At 41.3% G+C, this 15,938-nt stretch carries 15 protein-coding genes; 13 read left to right on the top strand and 2 right to left on the bottom strand.

The genetic code is table 11. The annotated features are described in order from the left end of the window. The first annotated feature begins 30 nt into the window (after nucleotides 1–30). The 4 genes from MHI23_RS14580 to MHI23_RS14565 all read left to right on the top strand — a co-directional run bounded on the left by MHI23_RS14580 (nucleotide 31) and on the right by MHI23_RS14565 (nucleotide 3,447). Complete coding sequence (locus MHI23_RS14580) at nucleotides 31–1,203, top strand: iron-containing alcohol dehydrogenase (protein ID WP_024423294.1); 1,173 nt, start codon at nucleotides 31–33, stop codon at nucleotides 1,201–1,203. Nucleotides 1,204–1,329: 126 nt separating this feature from the next. Beyond that, complete coding sequence (locus MHI23_RS14575) at nucleotides 1,330–2,685, top strand: glucose-6-phosphate isomerase (protein ID WP_024425924.1); 1,356 nt, start codon at nucleotides 1,330–1,332, stop codon at nucleotides 2,683–2,685. Between the two features lie 112 nt (nucleotides 2,686–2,797). Continuing rightward, nucleotides 2,798–3,001 (top strand): spore germination protein, encoded by a 204-nt coding sequence (locus tag MHI23_RS14570; RefSeq protein ID WP_235046665.1) that lies wholly within the window; start codon nucleotides 2,798–2,800, stop codon nucleotides 2,999–3,001. 44 nt (nucleotides 3,002–3,045) lie between these two features. After that, a complete protein-coding gene (locus tag MHI23_RS14565) occupies nucleotides 3,046–3,447 on the top strand; it encodes a YugN-like family protein (protein ID WP_024423291.1) in 402 nt (133 codons plus the stop codon). Here the strand turns inward: MHI23_RS14565 and MHI23_RS14560 are convergent. After that, nucleotides 3,444–4,430, bottom strand: a complete 987-nt coding sequence (locus MHI23_RS14560; RefSeq protein WP_125586189.1) for a potassium channel family protein — start codon at nucleotides 4,428–4,430, stop codon at nucleotides 3,444–3,446. The genes MHI23_RS14565 and MHI23_RS14560 overlap by 4 nt on opposite strands. A 126-nt stretch (nucleotides 4,431–4,556) precedes the next feature. Between MHI23_RS14560 and MHI23_RS14555 the strand changes: the two genes are divergently transcribed. From MHI23_RS14555 to MHI23_RS14530, 6 genes are all read left to right on the top strand, one after another. Then, nucleotides 4,557–4,781, top strand: a complete 225-nt coding sequence (locus tag MHI23_RS14555; protein ID WP_024423289.1) for a hypothetical protein — start codon at nucleotides 4,557–4,559, stop codon at nucleotides 4,779–4,781. An 80-nt stretch (nucleotides 4,782–4,861) separates the two neighbouring features. Continuing rightward, complete coding sequence (locus MHI23_RS14550; RefSeq protein WP_024423288.1) at nucleotides 4,862–5,536, top strand: zinc metallopeptidase; 675 nt, start codon at nucleotides 4,862–4,864, stop codon at nucleotides 5,534–5,536. 48 nt (nucleotides 5,537–5,584) lie between these two features. Further along, nucleotides 5,585–6,877, top strand: a complete 1,293-nt coding sequence (locus MHI23_RS14545; protein ID WP_024423287.1) for a hemolysin family protein — start codon at nucleotides 5,585–5,587, stop codon at nucleotides 6,875–6,877. A 113-nt stretch (nucleotides 6,878–6,990) separates the two neighbouring features. Next, nucleotides 6,991–7,392, top strand: a complete 402-nt coding sequence (locus MHI23_RS14540; protein WP_025094201.1) for a secondary thiamine-phosphate synthase enzyme YjbQ — start codon at nucleotides 6,991–6,993, stop codon at nucleotides 7,390–7,392. A 16-nt stretch (nucleotides 7,393–7,408) separates the two neighbouring features. Further along, entirely contained in the window at nucleotides 7,409–8,437 is a 1,029-nt protein-coding gene (locus MHI23_RS14535; RefSeq protein WP_342492036.1) for a nitronate monooxygenase, read from the top strand. Between the two features lie 24 nt (nucleotides 8,438–8,461). Continuing rightward, nucleotides 8,462–8,710, top strand: a complete 249-nt coding sequence (locus MHI23_RS14530) for a hypothetical protein (protein ID WP_024423284.1) — start codon at nucleotides 8,462–8,464, stop codon at nucleotides 8,708–8,710. Nucleotides 8,711–8,731: 21 nt separating this feature from the next. On the opposite strand, the gene MHI23_RS14525 is transcribed toward MHI23_RS14530, so the two are convergent. Then, complete coding sequence (locus tag MHI23_RS14525; protein ID WP_342492035.1) at nucleotides 8,732–9,472, bottom strand: protein-glutamine gamma-glutamyltransferase; 741 nt, start codon at nucleotides 9,470–9,472, stop codon at nucleotides 8,732–8,734. A 156-nt stretch (nucleotides 9,473–9,628) separates the two neighbouring features. Here MHI23_RS14525 and MHI23_RS14520 point away from each other — a divergent pair, with 156 nt between their 5' ends. From MHI23_RS14520 to MHI23_RS14510, 3 genes are all read left to right on the top strand, one after another. Continuing rightward, nucleotides 9,629–11,620, top strand: coding sequence for a methyl-accepting chemotaxis protein (locus MHI23_RS14520; protein ID WP_034622109.1), 1,992 nt, complete (start codon nucleotides 9,629–9,631; stop codon nucleotides 11,618–11,620). 125 nt (nucleotides 11,621–11,745) lie between these two features. Further along, on the top strand, nucleotides 11,746–13,737 hold the full coding sequence (locus tag MHI23_RS14515; protein WP_285709614.1) for a methyl-accepting chemotaxis protein: 1,992 nt from the start codon (nucleotides 11,746–11,748) through the stop codon (nucleotides 13,735–13,737). 173 nt (nucleotides 13,738–13,910) lie between these two features. Next, nucleotides 13,911–15,887 (top strand): methyl-accepting chemotaxis protein, encoded by a 1,977-nt coding sequence (locus MHI23_RS14510; protein WP_277722860.1) that lies wholly within the window; start codon nucleotides 13,911–13,913, stop codon nucleotides 15,885–15,887. Nucleotides 15,888–15,938: the final 51 nt, after the last annotated feature.

Below are 15,938 nucleotides of genomic sequence, written 5' to 3'. Positions count from 1 at the left end.
TATATTCGTTGTAAGGAGATGTTTCAACAGATGGAGAATTTTATTTACTATAATCCAACAAAATTGATGTTTGGAAAAGGACAGCTAGAAGGACTCAAAAGCGAACTCGCTCGTTATGGAAAACGAGTGTTACTTGTATATGGCGGCGGCAGCATTAAGAAAAATGGTCTTTATGACAAAGTCATCAGTGCGTTAAAAGAAGCAGATGCTGAAGTATTTGAGCTGTCTGGCGTTGAACCAAACCCGCGCCTCACAACAGTGAAGAAGGGAATCGATATCTGCCAAAAGGAGAACATTGATTTCTTATTAGCCGTTGGCGGCGGAAGTGTGATCGACTGTACAAAAGCGATTGCAGCCGGAGCAGAGTATGACGGTGATGTGTGGGATATTATTTCAAAGAAAACAACCGCTCAAAAAGCGCTGCCGTTTGGCACAGTGCTGACACTTGCAGCAACTGGTTCAGAAATGAACCCGGACTCTGTCATCACAAACTGGGAAACGAATGAAAAATATGTGTGGGGCAGCTCTGTCACTCACCCTGCTTTTTCAATTCTAGACCCTGAGCATACGTATTCTGTGCCAGAAAACCAGACGGTGTATGGTATGGTCGATATGATGAGTCACGTTTTTGAGCAATACTTCCATAATGTAAAAAACACGCCTTTACAGGACCGGATGTGTTTTGCTGTTCTTCAAACAGTCATCGAGACAGCACCAAAACTGCTGGAGGACTTACAAAACTATGAGCATCGTGAAACGATTCTCTATGCAGGAACGATTGCTTTAAATGGCACGCTGCAAATGGGTTACTTTGGCGACTGGGCGTCCCACACGATTGAGCATGCTGTATCGGCTGTCTATGACATTCCGCATGCAGGCGGGCTTGCTATTCTCTTCCCAAACTGGATGCGCCACACGCTCGATCATAATGTGGAACGCTTTAAAAACCTTATGCTGAACATGTTTGACATCGAAACAGAAGGAAAATCAGATCGTGACATCGCATTAGAAGGAATCGACAAACTGTCAGCTTTCTGGACAAGCCTTGGTGCACCAAGCCGTTTAGCTGATTATGACATTGGTGAGGATCAGCTGGACAAAATTGCCGACATTGCAGCAAAAGAAATGGAATACGGTGGTTTTGGAAACTTTATGAAACTTAACCGTGATGATATTCTAGCGATTTTGAAAGCTTCTTTATAATCCAGATTGCCGCTTTTCATCCAGAAAAGCGGCTTTTTGCTATGCCAGTGACGATCACTTGATTTCAATAGCTAGTTCCGCTAAAGTGAAAGGGACAGAACTAACGTAATGGAGGGCTTACAAGCGATGACACATATTCAATTTGACTACTCGAAAGCGTTACCTTTCTTTCAAGAACATGAGCTTACATATTTAAAAGATTTTGTGAAGGTAGCCCATCATAATATTCATGAACAAACGGGTGCAGGCAGTGACTATTTAGGCTGGGTGGACTTGCCGAAGCAATATGACCGTGAAGAGTTTGCCCGCATTAAAAAAAGTGCAGACAAAATTAAGTCTGACTCTGACGTCCTGCTCGTTGTCGGAATCGGCGGATCATATTTAGGTGCACGTGCGGCGATTGAATTTTTGAACCATTCTTTCTATAACACTTTGCCAAAAGGCAAGCGCAAGACACCGCAAATCATTTTTATTGGAAACAACATCAGTTCTTCTTATTTAACAGATGTGATGGATCTATTGGAAGATGCAGATTTCTCCATTAACGTGATTTCAAAATCTGGTACAACAACAGAGCCAGCCATTGCGTTCCGCATCTTTAAAAAGCTCCTCATTGAAAAATACGGTGCTGAAGAAGCGAAAAAACGTATTTATGCGACAACTGACAAGGCACGCGGTGCACTTAAAACATTAGCAACTGAAGAAGGCTACGAATCATTTATCATCCCTGATGATGTTGGTGGACGCTATTCTGTATTAACAGCAGTCGGTCTTTTGCCAATCGCTGTGAGCGGTGCAGACATTGATCAGATGATGGAAGGTGCGGCAAAAGCAAGCGAAGACTTCGCTTCATCTGAGCTTTCTGAAAATGCAGCTTACCAATATGCTGTCGTCCGCAATGTCCTTTACAATAAAGGCAGAACGATTGAAATGCTGATTAACTATGAGCCAGGCCTGCAATATTTCGCAGAATGGTGGAAGCAATTATTTGGTGAAAGTGAAGGGAAAGATGAAAAAGGAATCTATCCTTCATCTGCTAACTTCTCAACAGATCTTCATTCACTTGGCCAATATGTTCAAGAAGGAAGAAGAGACTTGTTTGAAACAATCGTCAATGTAGAGAAGCCTCGACATGAGCTTGTAATTGAAGCAGAAGAACAAGACCTTGATGGCTTGAACTATCTAGCAGGAAAAACGGTTGATTTCGTCAATAAAAAAGCATTTGAAGGAACGATGCTTGCCCATACAGATGGAAAAGTACCGAACCTTATCGTGACAATTCCTGAAATGGATGCTTATACATTCGGATACCTCGTGTACTTCTTTGAGAAAGCATGTGCGATGTCTGGATATTTACTAGGCGTCAATCCATTTGATCAGCCTGGAGTAGAAGCTTATAAAGTGAATATGTTTGCTTTACTAGGAAAACCAGGCTTCGAAGAGAAAAAAGCAGAGCTTGAAAGCCGCCTGAAACAATCATAAGAATAAAAAAGCACACCTTTTCATAAAGGTGTGCCTTTTTTGTTTTCTTCAGATTCCTGTGCAAGCTTTCCTATGTTCTGTACATAGAATAATGAATGGAGGAGGGTGAAAAATGAGGACGAATCATATTTATATTCATGATATTTCTGGTCAGGCGATCGTGAACTTTGGCAATGTCGGACGCATTTGTTCTAAGAGTGCTACGAAGGAAACAGCAGGTTCCGGCAGTGATAACGAGACGAATCAATCAACCAATCAAAGCTCATTTGATGCTGCGTTTTCAAACAATGTCCAAATCGCGAGAGGAAATGTATGAATTCCTCTCTTTAACGAACCCTAATACAAAAAGGAGGGTTTCGTATGATTCATGTACCATCCAGGCTGCCTGGTGAAAGCTTTTCACTTTACCATTTAGAAGAAACGATGAAGCCGCTCGGTTACGTCATTAATGGGAACTGGGATTATGATCACGGATATTTTGATTATAAAATTGATAACCGTGATGGCTATACCTTTCTCAGAGTTCCTTTTACAGCCGAGAAAGGCCAGCTCGATCAGCCTGGTGTTGTGGTGAAAATGGGACATCCATTTCTCTTAAAGCATGTCTATCAAGACAAGTTAGATGATCATGCGATGGTTGGAAATGTGGGCGCATCCTTTAACCAATTCCAAGAACCAAAAGAGAAAGATGGGGATGTATCAAAGGCTTATGCTGAGATTGGCTTTTCGCTCGTCAAGGAATTAGAAGACGCACTGCTTTAAAGGCTGATCAGTTCATCCTCTGGATGAAGCTCATAGCTAAAGGGAGGATTCATCATGGGTCCTTCTTTTTTTTGTACGCCGACGATGATCACATGATGCTCTAAAAAATGATGGAGCGCTGTTAAGAATGTTTCTCCGGCTAATGAAGCTGGTACAGGTATGATGGTGACGTGTTTATGCAGCGTCATATGTCGTTTTTTCTTAAACGCCGTGAGTTGTTCCTTTATTAGAAAATGTTCAACCATTAAATGATTGACAGCATCAGAGGTATGAATGACTTGGTTGGCACCAGCACGCTCGGCATTCTTCACGTAACGATCTGTTAAAATTTCAATTAAACAATATAGCGAAGGGTTCAATCCTTTTGCTGCAAGTAAGGTCAAAACACTCTGCATATCGGCTGTCACTTCATTTTCATGCTGATCCGCGGTAATCATCAGTGCATCTGCACCGGTAATGTTGGCTTTACGCAGTGTGACGTCTTCGGTCCCGTGTCCTTTAATAAAATGAACATTCTCTAAAAGAGGCCCCTCTTTCAAGGAGTCATCAATCAGCACAATCGGCATAGCTGGATCAATCGTTTGAAACGACTGAAGCAGTTTGTTCGTTTTCTCATTCCAGCCGACGATAATGAGATGTCCTTTTCCCTTAAAGGCTACCTTGCCCTCAACATAATGGTGCTGCTTGCTGAACACAGCGGCGGCAAGTGTGGCGAAATAAGCGGTGACAAAGCTGGCTCCGATAAAAATGAGCGCCATACCTGCCACCTGCCCTGGCATGGTTTGCGGCACAAAATCACCGTAACCAACCGTAGAGACTGTAATAAGCGCCCACCAGATCCCATCAAAGATCGTATGATATTGCTTCGGTTCAAGTAAAACGATTAATTGTCCAAAAAAGAGAAGCAAGAAACAGATGATGATGGCAATTCGAAGATAAAGCGGCCACCTTAGCCAAGCAATAAAGATACGGTTTGATTTCATCGGACTCTTCCTTTCAGGAGACTGCTAATGTCAGTATGCCCGATTGGGAACACATTTTTTCATCTTTGTCATGTATTGAAATAGAACCCATATCTTAAAATAAGGGAGAAGAAGGAGGGAATTCGAATGTCGTTTGTTCAAAAGACCGTACTTCTTTTTATTGGTGTGCACTTTTTATCATCAGCTGTCATCTTACTCGTGTTTGATTTAAATGCTGTGAATCATTTTATGAATGATTTTTCATGGCTGCACTTTTTTCAAGACCTTTATGGTACGGGAACCTTTTATACAGCTTGCTTAGGTGTGTTCTTCTTTTTCATTGGTGCGGTTATCCCCCTGAAAAAGACCTAGTGCTTTTTGCTGTACATGGTACATAAAAGTCATTAAAATTGTAAATAAATATATAAAATAAAAGGAAGCTGATGAGCATGCTGTTTTTTTATTTTTTAACATTTGCCGCATTGGGATTATCATTTTGGGCACAATTTAAAGTGAAGAATAATTTTGAAAAGTATTCAAAGGTGGAAGCATCCAGTATGAAAACAGGTGCTGAAACCGCTCGATATATTTTAGATCGCAACGGGTTATACGACGTGCCTGTTGAACCGGTAAGAGGAACTTTGACTGATCATTACGACCCGACGCAGCGTGTGGTTCGTTTATCTGAACCTGTGTACTACGGCCATTCCATTTCGGCCATTTCAGTCGCATCACACGAGGTTGGACATGCCTTGCAGCATCAGGAATCCTATGGTGCGCTTGTTTTGAGACATAAGATCTTTCCTGTCGTGAACTTTGCATCTGGTGTTGCTCCGCTTCTTTTCCTTGGTGGAATTTTGCTCAGCAGCCTTAACTTAATCGGGCTTGGGATCATTTTGTTCTCAGCAGCTGTATTCTTTCAGCTTGTGACATTGCCTGTCGAGTTTAATGCAAGTTCTCGTGCAAAAGATATCATTGTTTCAGAAGGAATCATTAGAAGCAGTGAAGAAAGAGGCGTGAACAAGGTGTTAAATGCTGCAGCTCTGACGTACGTAGCAGCGGCCCTTGTCTCCCTGTTTGAATTGCTCCGTTTTGTAATGATCTTCCTAAATGGCCGTAATGATTAATTGATGCCAGAGGAGGTGAGCCCTTACCAGTGTTAGGTAAGGGTTTTTTTGTATATTTTAAACGTATTTTTAGTCATATTACTCATTGCTGCGACAGCATTTTTTGTTGTCACTGAATTTGCGATTGTGAAAATTAGAGGCTCTAAAATCAACCAGCTGATCGAAAGCGGTGATAAGAGAGCCATCCATGTTCAAAAGCTGATATCAAATCTCGACGAATATTTATCCGCCTGCCAACTTGGCATTACCATCACGGCCTTAGGTCTAGGGTGGCTGGGTGAACCGACGGTGGAGCATTTTCTGCATCCGCTGTTTGAAAAAATCGGGCTTCATTCTGCATTGACTGACATCCTTTCGTTTATCATCGCATTTGTGATCATTACGTTTTTACATGTCGTGGTGGGAGAGCTCGCGCCTAAAACAATTGCCATTCAAAAGGCAGAGGCCGTCAGCCTTGTGACAGCAAAACCACTCATCTTTTTCTATAAAGTCATGTACCCGTTTATTAAGGCATTAAATGGGGCTGCACGAAGTATCGTGAAATTATTTGGTTATCATTCTGTCAAAGAACATGAAGTGGCGATCAGTGAGGAAGAATTGCGACTCATTTTATCTGAAAGCTATGAGAAGGGTGAGATTAACCAATCTGAGTACAAATATGTGAATAAAATCTTTGAATTTGATAACCGAGTGGCGAGAGAGATCATGATCCCGCGTACAGAAATTTCAGCTATAGAGATTGAACAGACCTTAGAAGATGTGACCCATTATATGCTGAACGAAAGGTACACACGCTACCCTGTTATTAAAGAAGACAAAGATCATGTGATTGGTGTTATCAATAGCAAAGATGTATTTAAGGCCAGCTTCCTAAATCAAGATGTATCTATTGAAGACTTAATGCGTCCGGTGATCCGAGTGATTGAAAGCACCCCTGTTCAAGAATTGCTCATTTTGATGCAAAAGGAACGAATCCATATGTCAGTGCTCGTAGATGAATACGGAGGTACAGCGGGACTTGTCACAGTAGAGGACATATTAGAGGAAATTGTCGGAGAGATTCGAGACGAATATGATCAGGATGAAACACCTCATATCGTTAAAAAAGGTGATTTTCATTATGTGATGGATGGGAAAGCATTGATTGATGAAGTAAATGATTTATTGGATTTAGCCATTGAAAATGATGATGTTGATACAATTGCAGGCTGGATGATGACGCATAAATTTGATTTTGACATTGGAGATACGATTGAAGCAGAAGGCTGTGAATTTACGATCATTGATGCTGAAGACCACCATATTCGAACCATTGAAGTCAAAAAGGTTCACTTTTCTTAAAAACCTCGCATTGCTTGACGAGGTTTTTTTGCTTGGTAAACTTTAGATAAGAAGATTTGTTTCACATAAAAAGGGTATGGTTTTTATAGAAACATCAAAAAGGAGCAGCTCATATGAAAAAAATCAATGTACAAACAGACAGACGCGATGACATGATCGATGTCACACACGAGGTTCTCCAATATGTCAGGGAAACAGGCATACAAAACGGAACTGTCATCGTCTATTGTCCACATACGACAGCTGGGATCACCATTAATGAAAATGCGGATCCAGATGTGAAACGGGATATGCTTCGCCGGCTTGATGAAGTCTTTCCGTGGAAACATCCAAAGGATCGCCATATGGAAGGAAATACGGCAGCACATATGAAAGCGAGTTATATGGGGGCGTCTCAGCATGTTCTCATTCATGATGGAGATCTTGTGCTAGGCACGTGGCAGGGAATCTATTTCTGTGAGTTTGACGGGCCGAGGCAGCGTCATTTTTATGTACAAGTAATGTCAAACGAGTAAGAGATGGGGGAAATAAATGGGGGATATCAAAAAGTTGCAAATCGAACATGGAATCATCCAAGCGCCAATGGCAGGAGGAGCTGTGACACCGCAGCTGGCAGCCGCTGTTTCAAATTACGGAGGGCTTGGCAGTCTGGCAAGTGGATATGTGCAGCCTGACGATTTGAGACAGCAGATTAGACAGGTCAAACAGCTGACATCTCGCCTGTTTCAGGTCAATGTGTTTGTACCAGAGCCAATTCCTGATGTGAAAAAAGAGGATGTGGCATTTTGGAAGAGGAAACTGCCTGTATGGTCCGAAGCTCATAGGATGCCAAGCGAAGAAGAATTGTGGGATGATTTTGAACAAAAAATCAACATTCTTCTGGAAGAAGACGTTCCGATTGTTTCCTTTACATTTGCCTGTCCAAAAGAACAAACGATTCACCGCCTAAAACAAAAGGGGATCTTTTTAATCGGAACGGCCACAACAAAAGAGGAAGCACTGCTTTTAGAGGAAAAGGGAATGGATGCCATTGTTCTGCAAGGATGTGAAGCAGGAGGGCACCGCGGCACATTTTTACATACAAAAGGAGACGCTCTGCTGGGACTCATCAGCCTGATCTCAGATGTCAAACGGGTCTGCCGCGTGCCTTTGATTGCCGCAGGAGGCATCACGGACCGATCAGGTGTCAAAGCAGCGCTAGCGCTTGGAGCAGATGCGGTTCAAATCGGTACACGGTTTTTAGCCAGCAAGGAAAGTGCTGCGGCAGAAGTATATAAGAAGGCTATTTTACAGGCACAAGGCAGTGAAACAAAGGTGACCAGACTTTTTTCTGGGAAAAGAGCGAGAGGTATTGTGAATCAGTGGATGGAGGATGAAAGCCTGCATGAAGATCGGGTTCTTCCTTATCCAGTTCAGCATGTATGCACAACACCGATGCGAAAAGCAGCTGCTGCCGGCGGTAACCCTGATCAAATGGCTCTGTGGGCAGGACAGGGGGTTGGACGTATTCACTCGATTTTAAGCGTTGAAGACATCATGCACGAACTGACGCAGACATAAAATCATGATGGGTGGTGTGACAGGATGGACATCTTAAAACATTCCTACCGAAAAAAAGGCCAGATTGAATTTTGGTTTGATGATTTCCCTCATTCTCCTGCTGTCCTTACGCCCATTCGTCATTACTATTTTGTTCGCTACGTGAAATGGAGCCGGCACGACTCGCCGGTTACAAGAAAAGATTTAGAAGAAATGGAGGTCCTTGCGAACACGATGCTTGGCACACTCCAAAATTATCGTAAACGCAAGGCATACAAAAGCCCCTTGTCATAACCAAGAGACAAGAGGCTTTTTTTAGCTGCCAAACATTTGCCTGAGATAAATGACATCCATCCGTGTAGTCTGCGGTAATAAATAAGCGGATTGAACCGCACCTGGCCGTCTTCTCTTATTTAGTTTGTCGATAATTTCTGCCGCTGTTAAAATTCCAAGCCCGTGACCGTAATATTGATCTTCTCCTAAGTAAATCACATTTTCTCCGCGCCATTGCGACTGCTGATAGCTAAACTCTGGATTTTCGAAATATAGACAATCCCCATAGATAAAATCATTCCCGCGCTCTGTATAAATCGACAAAGTATCATAGTGCCAGTCATACAGTGTTAAACTGAGAAGTCTCCGATTAAACTTCTTCTCTCCTACTGTTTGCAAGACCCCCATATAAAACACAATGACAATTGCCGTTGCACATTCAAATGCATATTTTGAACCATTTTCAAAAATGTCTTTAATGCCTCTAGATGGCTCCACTTGATAGCGCAGCTCTAGTGCTCCTGCTTCCGATACTCGCCAAAACGCATCATTTGCACGCGATCTTTGAAAGATGGCAAATGAGGCACCGCTTTTATTCAAATCTCTTGCAGCATTCATAATGTTCGATCTTAAAGTGACCTCAAATAGCAAATCAGATGCTTGCCTATAGCGGAACGTATCATTTGAGGCTTGTAACTGCATCAAAATGCTCCGCTTTTGTCCCTCTAGCTGAAACGATGCCAGCTGCTCATTTGTCACTGGCTGTCCTGAAAGGATAATCATATGAAAAGCGCCCCCTTTTGTATTAGCGTATGCAGGGTGCTTGGGCAAGGAATCAATTTGTGAAAATAAACAAAATAGCATCCTTTTTATTTGAAAAACATGAAAATACTATGAAGATGTCCGATATAAAACATATCGTTTAAAAGGAGGAAAAACATGAAAAGTGCAATAAAATGGTTGAAAAAACCATCGATTTCCAAGAGACTGATTATTTCATTCACACTTGTTCTCGTCTTGCCAATCATTACACTTAGTACAATTTCATATCAGATTGCCAAAGAAGAATTAGATCATGAAATCATGTACGGAGCAAAAGCAAGAGTCAATGATATGAATGACATGATCGAGCAAAAGCTTTTGAATAAAGAAAACGCGGTGAAACTTTTTACTCAAACAACTACTGCTGCAGACTTTAAAAAGAAAAACCAGGACGAACTGTATGAGCATTTTGAAATATACAGCAAAATCAACGAAGATGATGTAGTTGGATTTTATGCAGCAAGTAAAAATCGTGATTTCATTCAGTTTCCTAAAGTAGACATGCCAAAAGGCTATGACCCAACAACACGCGATTGGTATCAGCAAGCGATGCAGGATGAAAAAGGTGAGCCAGTTGTCACCAATCCATATATTTCTGCTACAACAAACGGCATGGTGGTCACGATTGCCCAGCGCCTGAAGGACGGGTCGGGAGCAATCGGAATCGACATTGATGTGCAAGACATTGTTGATAAAATCAAAGAAATTAAAATTGGACGAGAAGGATATCCAATTATTGCAAATAAAAGCAAACAAATTGTAGCCCATCCAGAAGAAAAATCAGGATCTGAAGTCACAGGAAATATTTCATCAATCCTTTACAGCGGCAAAGAAGGAACATCAACTTATGAGAATAAAGGAGAACAAAAACGTATCGTTTTTGTCACAAATGATTTAACAGGTTGGAAAATTGCTGGAACGATGTTTGTATCAGAAACAGAAGAAGCAGCACAGCCAGTTTGGAATTCTGCCATTATTCTTTTAATTACTTCATTTATCCTTGGCGGTGTCGCTATCTTCTTCATCGTTCGCTCGATCACCATTGGACTGAGAAGGCTTGTTGATTTCTCAGAAAAGGTGAGTGAAGGGGATTTAACAGAAACCCTTGAAACCAAATCGAAGGATGAAATAGGAGACCTCACAAGAAGCTTCAGCAAGATGAGTGAATCTCTTCGTGACGTCATTCGCGCTGTACAGCAATCTGTCGACAACGTGGCTTCGGCTTCAGAGGAGCTGACGGCAAGTGCCAGCCAAACGAGTCAAGCAACAGAGCATATCACGATGTCAATTGAACAATTTTCAAATGGAAATGAAGCACAAAACGAGAAAGTCGAATCCAGTACGAATCAGCTTGTGGCAATGAACGAAGGATTACAAGATATGTCACAAACCTCATCTGAAGTGGCTGCTGTCTCACTTCAATCAACAGAGGCGGCTGGTCAAGGCGGACGCATTGTTGAAAGCACAGCAAGCCAAATGAAACATATTGATACATCTGTACAAGAAGCAGAACAGGTCATGAAAGAATTAGAATACAAGTCTAAAGATATTACGAGTATTTTAAATGTCATTAACGGCATCGCGGATCAAACAAACTTACTTGCGCTTAATGCAGCAATTGAAGCAGCAAGAGCAGGTGAATCAGGACGCGGCTTCTCCGTTGTTGCAGAAGAAGTGAGAAAACTAGCTGTCCAATCCGCAGATTCAGCGAAAGAAATTGAGAAGCTTATCCAAGAAATTGTGTTAGAAATTGCTAAATCTCAAGATATGTTCAAAGCAGTCAATCGAGAAGTAAATGCAGGACTTGGTATGACAGAAGAAGCAAAAGAAAGCTTCCAGCACATTTATGAGGCGGCAGAAGGAATGTCGAAAAAACTGTCGCAATTAAACGATACAGCTATTGACCTATCGAGCGGTTCAAAGCTTGTTTCACAAGCGATGCAGGAAATGCGCCAAGTCTCAAGAGACAGCGCAGCAAACATTCAGGACATTGCGGCTTCGGCAGAAGAGCAGCTAGCATCTATGGAAGAAATCACATCTTCTTCTGTGACACTTGCCAACATGGCGGAGGAACTAAAAGAGCTCACAAGTCAATTTAAAATTAATTAAATAATGATGAAAAAGTATCCAGAATTGTCTGGGTATTTTTTTTATTTTTAAACCTCATTTCCTGCCTCTAAAAATACACCTTTCATCCGATAATAACTTTAGAGAAGTAAAGGGGGAAAGTTAAAATGGGAAAAATGATCCAATGGTTCAAAAAACCATCCATTTCAAAGAAATTAATCATTGCCTTCTTGGTAGTTCTTATCCTGCCGACTGTGGCACTGACAATTAGTGCGTTTTTTACATCAAAGACAGAACTAGACAAACAGATTATGCGCAGTGCGATGAGTCAGGTCAATGCATTTGATACCTTAATCAATGAGAATATTGGCAACAAATCAGATGCTGTGACACTGTTTTCAGACTCGCTCAAAGCGTCTAATCTTCAAGAAAAAAATAGAAATGCGACCATTAAAGAATTACAGCAATTTGGAAAAATTAATGAAAAAGATGTTTCTGCGATCTATGCAGGCTCTGAAAAGGGATTGTTTATGCAATACCCAGTTCAAAAGATGCCAGATGGCTACGATCCAAGAGAACGTCCATGGTATCAAGAGGCATTGAAAGCAGAAAACGGCAAACAAGTCATCACAAAACCATATGTAGCAGCATCTACAGGCAAAATGGTTATCACAATTGCCCAAAAAACGAAAGATGGTTCTGGTGTCATTGGTCTTGATATGGAAATTGACAGCCTGCTCCAAAAACTAAAAGAAATCAAAATTGGGCAAAAAGGCTATGCTTTCATGATGGAGAAAGATAAAACGGTTTTAGCAGATCCAACCCAAAAGTCAGGAAGTCAGGTCAATGAAAATCTGGCCAGTATTATTTATAAAAACAAAGAAGGAAGCGGCAGCTATACCCTCAAAGGAACAGATAAAAAGGTTGCATATGTCACCAATGAATTAACCGGCTGGAAAATTGGTGGAACAATGCTCGTATCTGAAGTAGAAGAAGCGGCAAAGCCCGTTTTCAATACTGCCATTATCGTATTCAGTGTCACACTCATTGTAGCAGGAACCCTCATTTTCTTTATCGTCCGCTCTATTTCAAAAAGATTATCCAATCTTGCCCGCTTCTCGAAAAAAGTCAGCGAAGGTGATTTACGCGATAAGCTTCAGATCCAGTCAGATGACGAAATTGGACAAGTTGGTAAAGGCTTTAATACAATGATTGATTCATTGCGATCCCTCATTGGAGCCGTTCAAACTTCTGTTGAAAATGTCGCATCTTCATCAGAAGAACTGACTGCCAGCGCAGGACAGACAAGTAAAGCAACAGAGCATATTACATTAGCCATTGAACAATTCTCCAGCGGAAATGAAAGCCAAAATGATAAAGTCGAATTGAGCTCAGTCGAGTTAGATGAGATGAATCGTGGTCTTCAACATATGAATGAATCGGCTGAATCTATTACGGCTTCATCGATCAAATCAACAGATATCGCAGGAGAAGGCGGCCAGCTTGTTGAAAAAACGGCTTCTCAAATGAATGTCATTGATCAGTCCGTGAAAAAAGCAGAGAACGTCATTAGTGCGCTTGAAAATAAATCTAAAGACATTACCCAAATTCTCGGTGTCATCAATGGAATTGCGGATCAAACGAATTTACTTGCGCTAAATGCAGCGATTGAAGCAGCAAGAGCTGGTGAATCTGGCAGAGGCTTCTCCGTTGTAGCAGAAGAAGTAAGAAAACTGGCGGTTCAATGTGCGAACTCGGCAAAAGAAATTGAGAATTTGATCAAAGAAATCGTGCAAGACATCGACGTATCCCAGGAAGTATTCACTGCGGTGAATCGAGAAGTTCAATCAGGCCTAAGCTTCACTGAACAAACGAAAGTAAGCTTCCACAATATTTTTGACATGACAAAGGAAATTTCTAACCAGCTTCAAACAATGAATCAAACCGTTGTTCAGCTTTCAAAAGGCTCTGCACATGTGTCAGAGGCTGTTCGTGAGATTGCAGACGTATCACGTGAAAGCTCGGCAAATATTCAAGACATTGCTGCTTCAGCTGAAGAACAGCTGGCATCAATGGAAGAAATCAGCTCGTCCTCTGCCACACTCTCTTCGATGGCAGAAGAATTACGCGATTTAATTAGCAAATTTAAAGTTGAGTAGACAGGAAGAAAAGAGCCTCCAGCTAGAGGCTCTTTTTTATTGGATAAACCAAAAGAAATGGGTAATTATACTTATTTTTTGTTTTTATTGAACATTATTCCTTGAAAAATAATTCATATTACCTAAGAATAGAAGAGAAAGACCACAAATCATAAATCAAAAGGAGTAGAGTCATGAAAAAATTCAACTTTTTTAAGCACTTTACGATGTCGAAGAAATTAATTACTGCATTCTTAGCGATTCTCCTAGTGCCAATTCTCGTATTGGCCGCATTTTCTTATGAAGTGGCATCAAAGTCTCTCAATGATGAGATTATGTCTAGTGCTGCAAATGGTGTTCAACAATTAAACGAACTCATTAATAAAGATATACAGCCTAAAATTGACATTGTTTCATATTTATCCAGATCGGTCAAAAAGGAAGAATTGACTGCTAAAAACAAAGATTTACTCAAAGTGAAATTAGAGCAATTATCGGAAACGGATGACGATGTAGTAGAAGTATTTGTTGCAGATCAAAATGGTAAACTAACTGAATATTCCGAGATTCACAAAGGTAATGCAAAGAGCGCAAAAAATGAACCATGGTTTCAGCAATCGATGGGAGAGAAGAAACTCATCATTTCAGATCCTTTCACCGACAAGTCATCAGATGACCTGCTCATCACAATATCTGAACAGTTAGCAGATGGATCTGGTGTGATTGGGGTGAATGTTCGATTAAATACGGTTGTAAAAGATACAAACAGCATCAAAATTGGCCAAGAAGGCTATGCGTTTATCGCCACATCAGATCAGCGTTATGTGGCCCATAAAACCGATAAGGCGGGGACAAAGCTGACTGGTGACTTCATCTCAAAACTATATGATAAAAAAGAAGGCAGCTTTGAATATGAATACAATGGCCAGCCGAAGCAAATGTTTTTTGCCACAAATGAAGCAACCGGCTGGAAGCTAGCTGGAACGATGTATGTGAATGAAGTAAAAGAAGCCGCACAGCCAGTGCTCGACTTAACAATGATTATCCTTGCGGCTGCGATTGCCATTGGCGGAATCGCGATTTATTTTATTATTAAATCGATTCGAAAGCCACTGATAGAGCTCTCTGAATCGGCTGAGAAAATCAGTCAAGGTGATTTGACCCAGCATATTGAAGTTCGTACGCACGATGAAATTGGTAAGCTAGCGCAAAGCTTTAACGACATGTCAGCAAAGCTGAAGCAAGTCATTCAAGCTGTCCAAAATTCCATTGAAAATGTGGCTGCTTCGTCTGAAGAGTTAACGGCAAGTGCAGGACAAACAGCTCAAGCGACTGAGCATATCACATCATCTATTGAACAGTTCTCAAACAGCACTGAACATCAAAATGATATGATCGAAAAAAGCTCAGTCCAGTTAAACGAAATGGATCGGAGCTTATCGCATATGGTCGACACAACCTCTCATATGATGGAATCGTCGATCGAATCGAGCAAAACCGCTCAGGCTGGAGGAGAACTCGTTCAAAAAACAGCAGGTCAGATGCAAACGATTGAGCAGGCAGTAAAAGAAGCAGAGCTTGTCATTGCAGGCTTGGAGCAAAAATCAAAGGATATTACAAACATTCTTGGGGTCATCAACGGTATTGCGGATCAAACGAATCTCCTTGCTTTAAACGCTGCGATCGAAGCCGCACGAGCAGGTGAAGCAGGCAGAGGCTTCTCTGTTGTCGCAGAAGAAGTCCGCAAATTGGCAGAGCAGTCAGGAAGCTCTTCAAAAGAAATTGAAAGCCTGACGAACGAAATTGTGGAGGAAATAGAAAAATCGCAGAAAATGTTTAAACAAGTAGCAGGTGAAGTACAATCTGGATTAAACATTACAGATGAAACGAAAGTGAGTTTTGAGAAAATCACTGATAAAACATCAGAAATGACAGAACAAATGAAACAAATGAACGGATCAGCCAAAGAGCTATCGCATGGCTCAAATGATATTTCTCATGCGGTGAATCAAATCAAAGAGCTCTCAAGAGAAAGCTCAGCAGGCTTCCAAGATATCGCAGCATCAGCAGAAGAACAGCTTGCATCTATGGAAGAGATCAGTTCATCATCTGCCACTTTATCTCAGATGGCAGAAGAACTAAGGGAGCTCATTAAACAATTTAAAATGTAAGAGAGTAGCGAAACACCTGACGTCAAAACGTCAGGTGTTTTTCCATTCGAT

The sequence above is a fragment of the Bacillus sp. FSL M7-0003 genome (genome assembly GCF_038628485.1).
Taxonomy (GTDB): Bacteria; Bacillota; Bacilli; order Bacillales; family Bacillaceae; genus Bacillus; species Bacillus safensis.
Note: the sequence above shows the minus strand (reverse complement) of the source record. Positions and strands in the feature narration are given on the sequence as shown.

Excerpts from the sequence above, each read along its gene's own strand:
- MHI23_RS14555 (WP_024423289.1), top strand. The coding sequence starts at position 4,557 with ATGTCGTTTGTTCAAAAGACCGTACTTCTTTTTATTGGTGTGCACTTT.
- MHI23_RS14510 (WP_277722860.1), top strand. The coding sequence starts at position 13,911 with ATGAAAAAATTCAACTTTTTTAAGCACTTTACGATGTCGAAGAAATTA.
- MHI23_RS14575 (WP_024425924.1), top strand. The coding sequence starts at position 1,330 with ATGACACATATTCAATTTGACTACTCGAAAGCGTTACCTTTCTTTCAA.
- MHI23_RS14515 (WP_285709614.1), top strand. The coding sequence starts at position 11,746 with ATGGGAAAAATGATCCAATGGTTCAAAAAACCATCCATTTCAAAGAAA.
- MHI23_RS14565 (WP_024423291.1), top strand. The coding sequence starts at position 3,046 with ATGATTCATGTACCATCCAGGCTGCCTGGTGAAAGCTTTTCACTTTAC.
- MHI23_RS14580 (WP_024423294.1), top strand. The coding sequence starts at position 31 with ATGGAGAATTTTATTTACTATAATCCAACAAAATTGATGTTTGGAAAA.
- MHI23_RS14520 (WP_034622109.1), top strand. The coding sequence starts at position 9,629 with ATGAAAAGTGCAATAAAATGGTTGAAAAAACCATCGATTTCCAAGAGA.
- MHI23_RS14535 (WP_342492036.1), top strand. The coding sequence starts at position 7,409 with ATGGGGGATATCAAAAAGTTGCAAATCGAACATGGAATCATCCAAGCG.
- MHI23_RS14570 (WP_235046665.1), top strand. The coding sequence starts at position 2,798 with ATGAGGACGAATCATATTTATATTCATGATATTTCTGGTCAGGCGATC.
- MHI23_RS14525 (WP_342492035.1), bottom strand. The coding sequence starts at position 9,472 with ATGATTATCCTTTCAGGACAGCCAGTGACAAATGAGCAGCTGGCATCG.
- MHI23_RS14530 (WP_024423284.1), top strand. The coding sequence starts at position 8,462 with ATGGACATCTTAAAACATTCCTACCGAAAAAAAGGCCAGATTGAATTT.
- MHI23_RS14560 (WP_125586189.1), bottom strand. The coding sequence starts at position 4,430 with ATGAAATCAAACCGTATCTTTATTGCTTGGCTAAGGTGGCCGCTTTAT.
- MHI23_RS14540 (WP_025094201.1), top strand. The coding sequence starts at position 6,991 with ATGAAAAAAATCAATGTACAAACAGACAGACGCGATGACATGATCGAT.